This is a genomic window from Mesorhizobium sp. M1A.F.Ca.IN.020.06.1.1 (assembly GCF_004023265.1).
GTDB lineage: Bacteria > Pseudomonadota > Alphaproteobacteria > Rhizobiales > Rhizobiaceae > Mesorhizobium.
Genome location: NZ_RZSR01000530.1, coordinates 1 through 4,181 on the forward strand (window position 1 = coordinate 1; position 4,181 = coordinate 4,181).

Below are 4,181 nucleotides of genomic sequence, written 5' to 3' on the forward strand. Positions count from 1 at the left end.
ATCAGCACCAGCTCGGCGCTGCGCGAGACGGTGGAGTTCGTCGGCGCTGGGATCAAACAAATGCGCGGCGAGCTGACACCGGCGCAGGACAAGCGCATCGCCGGGCTCGGGATCGCCATGCCGTTCGAGCTTTGGAGCTGGGCCGACACAGCCGGCGCGCCGCGCGAGATCATGGATGAATGGCGCCATCGCGACATCCGCGCCGACATCCAGTCCCAATGCGACTTTCCGGTCTATCTGCAGAACGATGCCACGTCCGCTTGCGGGGCAGAGCTCGTCTTCGGCCAGGCAGGCGCGGCGCGCGACTTCGTCTATTTCTATATCGGCGCCTTTGCCGGCGGCGGCATCGTGCTCAACGGCCGCCTGTTCGGCGGGCCGACCGGCAATGCCGGCGCCCTGGGTTCGATGCCGGTGCCCGGGCCGGACGGCAAGCCGACACAGCTTATCGATGTCGCCTCGATCGCCATGCTGGAAAAGGCGCTGAGCGCCAAGGGCATCGACGGCTCCTATCTGTGGACCTCGCCGCAGGAATGGGGCGAGATCGGCGCCGAGCTCGACGACTGGATCGCAAGTGCTGCACAAGCGCTGGCCTATGCGATCGTTGCCGCCTCGTCGGTCATCGATTTCGAGGCCGCGGTGATCGACGGCTGGATGCCCCTCGACGTGCGGCGGAGGCTTGTCGATGCGGTGACGGACGCGATCAGCGGTATCGACGCCGAGGGGCTGAAGCTGCCGGTCGTACGCGAAGGAACAGTCGGCATCCATGCGCGGGCGCTTGGCGGCGCCAGCCTGCCGCTTTCCGAACGCTTCCTGATCGGACCGACGACGATTTCCAGGAGCGCCTGACCATGCTGATCGGCATTCCGTCGCTGCTCGGCCCGCAGCTTCTGGCGACGCTCAGGGCCATGGGCCATGGCGACGAGATCGCCATCGTCGACGGCAATTATCCGGCCGAGGAACAGGCGCGCAGGCTGATCCGCGCCGACGGCCATGCCGTCATTCCGGTGCTGGACGCCGTTTTGAGCGTGCTGCCGGTGGATGCGGCGGTGCCGGAGGCCCTGTTCCGCGCCTCGGTCAAAGGCGATCCGGCGCTCGCCGATCCCGTGCATCACGAGATGGAAGCGGTCTGCGCCAAACGCGCGCCGGGGCACAAGGTGATTGCGCTGGCGGGGGCCGACTTCTATGCACGCGTCAAGGCCGCGCATGCGATCGTCGCGACCAGCGAACCCAGGCTTTATGCCAACATCATCATCCGTAAGGGCGTGATCCATCCGCCGGAAACCGAGACACAATGATCCTCTGCTGTGGCGAAGCCCTGATCGACATGCTGCCGCGCACGACAGCGGAAGGCGAAGCGGCCTTCGCGCCTTATGTCGGCGGAGCGGTGTTCAACACGGCGGTCGCGCTCGGACGGCTGGGCGCTCCGGCAGGCTTCTTCTCAGGTCTCTCCTCCGACCTGTTCGGCGGCCAGCTCCGCGAGGCGCTGGGAGCCAGCAAGGTGAGCTCGACCTATGCGCACACCTCGCCCAAGCCGACCACGCTCGCCTTCGTGCGGCTCACCGATGGCCAGGCGAGCTATACGTTCTACGACGAGAACACCGCCGGGCGCATGCTCGCCATCGAGGACCTGCCGAAGCTCGGCGCCGAGATCGAGGCGATGCTGTTCGGCGGGATCAGCCTGATCTCGGAACCGGCGGGATCGGCCTATGAGGAGTTCATGCGGCGCGAGCACAACAGCCGGGTGATGATGCTCGACCCCAACATCCGGCCGAACTTCATTCCGGACAACGCCAAGCATCTGAGGCGCATCCGCAAGATGATGGCGATGGCCGACATCGTCAAACTGTCGGACGAAGACCTCAACTGGTTCGACGAAGCGGGCTCGCACGAGGAGGTCGTGCGCAACTGGCTTGACCGCGGTCCCAGCCTGATCGTCGTCACCCATGGCAGCGAAGGCGCCGTCGGCTACAGCAGGGAGCACAAGGTCACGGTGGTGCCGCGGAAAGTGAAGGTGGTCGACACCGTCGGCGCGGGCGACACCTTCAATGCCGGCATCCTTGCCTCGCTGCACGAGCAGGGTCTGCTCACCAAAGCAGCGATCGGCGGCCTCTCGGAGGAAGCCATCCGCAGCGCGCTGGAGCTTGGCGCCAAGGCGGCCGCCGTGACGGTATCTCGGGCCGGCGCCAACCCGCCATGGCGGCACGAAATCGCCTGATCGGCTGACCGGTCCCGCCGGCGATCCGTGCCCGAGCGATCACTTTATGTTTCGAAGGGCCGGAACAGCGCGACAAGAGCCGCTTCGAATACGCTTGGAAGCCCGGATTTCCGGCTTCTTCTGGCAATGCGCAGGCAAAAAACGGTAACAGGCTGCGACACTTGCGCAATTCGCCCTGGCCATGGGCGGCTTTTTCAGCCGTGGCAAGTCTGGTACCAGCGGGCCGGTTTACTGGCAGCTTCTGAGGCCGACATGCAGTTCATCGATCTTGGCGCGCAGCGCGAACGAATCCGCGACCGGCTGAAGGCCGCGATCGACACGGTGGTCGAAGACGGCCGTTACATCCTCGGCCCGCAAGTCGCAGAATTCGAGAACAAGCTCGCGGCTTACATCGGCGTCAAGCATGTGGTGGCCTGCGCCAACGGCACCGATGCGCTGCTTCTGCCGCTGTTTGCGGCCGGCATCGGTCCGGGCGATGCCGTGTTCGTGCCAAGCTTCACCTTCGCCGCGACGGCCGAAGTGGTGGCGCTCGCCAAGGCCGAGCCTGTCTTCGTCGACGTCGATCCCGACACCTACAACATCGATATCGCCAGCCTCGAGGCGGCGATCGACATGATCAAGAAGCAAGGAAGGCTGAAGCCGAAGGCGATCATCCCGGTCGACCTGTTCGGACTTGCCGCCGACTACGAGGCGATCATGGCGATCGCAAAGCGCGAGAGCCTGCTGGTGATCGAGGACGCCGCCCAGTCGATGGGCGGCTCGGCCGACGGCACGATGTGCGGCGCCTTCGGCCATGTCGGCTCGACCAGCTTCTATCCGGCCAAGCCGCTCGGCTGCTACGGCGATGGCGGCGCGATGTTCACCAACGATGCTGCGCTCGCCGACAAGCTGCGCTCCTTCGCCTTCCACGGCAAGGGCGAGACGCAGTACGACAACATCCGCGTCGGCATCAATTCCCGCCTCGACACGCTGCAGGCGGCGATCCTGATCGAGAAGCTCGCCATCCTCGAGGAGGAGATGGTGGCCCGCCAGGCGGTCGCCGACCGTTACGCCAATGGGCTTGGCGACATCGTCAAGGCATCACGCAATCTCGGCCACGGCCGCTCGGCCTGGGCGCAATATGCCATCGAGACGCCGAAACGCGACGGGTTGAAGGCCCATCTCGGCGAACAAGGCATCCCGTCGGTCATCTATTACGTGAAGCCGCTGCACGAACAAATCGCCTACCGCGATTATCCGCGTACGCCGACCGGTCTTGCGGTTTCGGAGAAGCTGCCGAAGCAGATCCTCTGTCTGCCGATGCACGCCTATCTCAGCGAAGCCGACCAAGACAAGATCGTCGAGACGATCCGCAATTATATCGGCTCCAACTCGGCGCAGGTCGCGGCTGCCTAATCTCGGCCCTTGAGCGGGAGATTAAACCTCCACGCCCTTCCCCGTCGCAATGAAATACGGGTTGGCGAAATCCGTGTCAGTGGCCTGGTTGCGTTTGCCGTAGACGAGCGGCTGGCCGTCCAGCGTGCGGGTCATGCCGCCGGCGGCGCGCAGCACCGCATCGCCAGCGGCCGTGTCCCACTCCATGGTGCGGCCGAAGCGCGGATAAACGTCAGCCTCGGCGGCGGCGAGCAGGCAGAATTTCAGCGACGAGCCTATCGAGACGATTTCGGTGGCGCCGAGATCGCGGATGAAGGCTTCGGTTTCCGGCGTGTTGTGCGAGCGGCTGGCGACGACGGCGAGCGGCGTGCCGCCTGCCCGCACGGTGATTGGCCGACGGCCGGCGATACGATAGTCGCCGTCAACGTCGATCGCTTCCGCCGTCCCCGCCCGACCGGAGAAGAAACGTCCTGTGCAAGGCGCGAACACGACGCCGACTTCCGGCACGCCGTGGCGCACCAGCGCAATGTTGACGGTGAAATCGGTGCGGCGGTTGACGAATTCCTTGGTGCCGTCGGGCGGGTCGACGAGG

Annotated in this window: 5 protein-coding genes; 4 read left to right on the forward strand and 1 reads right to left on the reverse strand. The window is 65.4% G+C overall.

Annotated features, from left to right (window positions below):
- The 4 genes from EOA60_RS21510 to EOA60_RS21525 form a co-directional block, all read left to right on the forward strand.
- A partial coding sequence (locus EOA60_RS21510; RefSeq protein ID WP_164899449.1) for an ROK family protein occupies positions 1 to 846 on the forward strand: 846 nt, incomplete at its 5' end.
- 2 nt (positions 847 to 848) lie between these two features.
- A complete protein-coding gene (locus EOA60_RS21515) occupies positions 849 to 1,295 on the forward strand; it encodes an RbsD/FucU domain-containing protein (RefSeq protein WP_067327918.1) in 447 nt (148 codons plus the stop codon).
- Positions 1,292 to 2,215: a carbohydrate kinase gene (locus tag EOA60_RS21520; RefSeq protein ID WP_127335986.1), complete on the forward strand. Its 924-nt coding sequence runs from the start codon at positions 1,292 to 1,294 to the stop codon at positions 2,213 to 2,215. Before EOA60_RS21515 ends, EOA60_RS21520 begins: the two co-directional genes overlap by 4 nt.
- Positions 2,216 to 2,467: 252 nt before the next feature.
- Entirely contained in the window at positions 2,468 to 3,610 is a 1,143-nt protein-coding gene (locus tag EOA60_RS21525) for a DegT/DnrJ/EryC1/StrS aminotransferase family protein (protein WP_095823761.1), read from the forward strand.
- A gap of 21 nt (positions 3,611 to 3,631) precedes the next feature.
- Here the strand turns inward: EOA60_RS21525 and EOA60_RS21530 are convergent.
- Positions 3,632 to 4,181: inositol monophosphatase family protein (locus EOA60_RS21530; RefSeq protein ID WP_281060762.1), on the reverse strand; the 550-nt coding region annotated here is incomplete at its 5' end.

Coding starts and splice junctions, on each gene's coding strand:
- EOA60_RS21515 (WP_067327918.1), top strand. CDS start 849: ATGCTGATCGGCATTCCGTCGCTGCTCGGCCCGCAGCTTCTGGCGACG.
- EOA60_RS21520 (WP_127335986.1), top strand. CDS start 1,292: ATGATCCTCTGCTGTGGCGAAGCCCTGATCGACATGCTGCCGCGCACG.
- EOA60_RS21525 (WP_095823761.1), top strand. CDS start 2,468: ATGCAGTTCATCGATCTTGGCGCGCAGCGCGAACGAATCCGCGACCGG.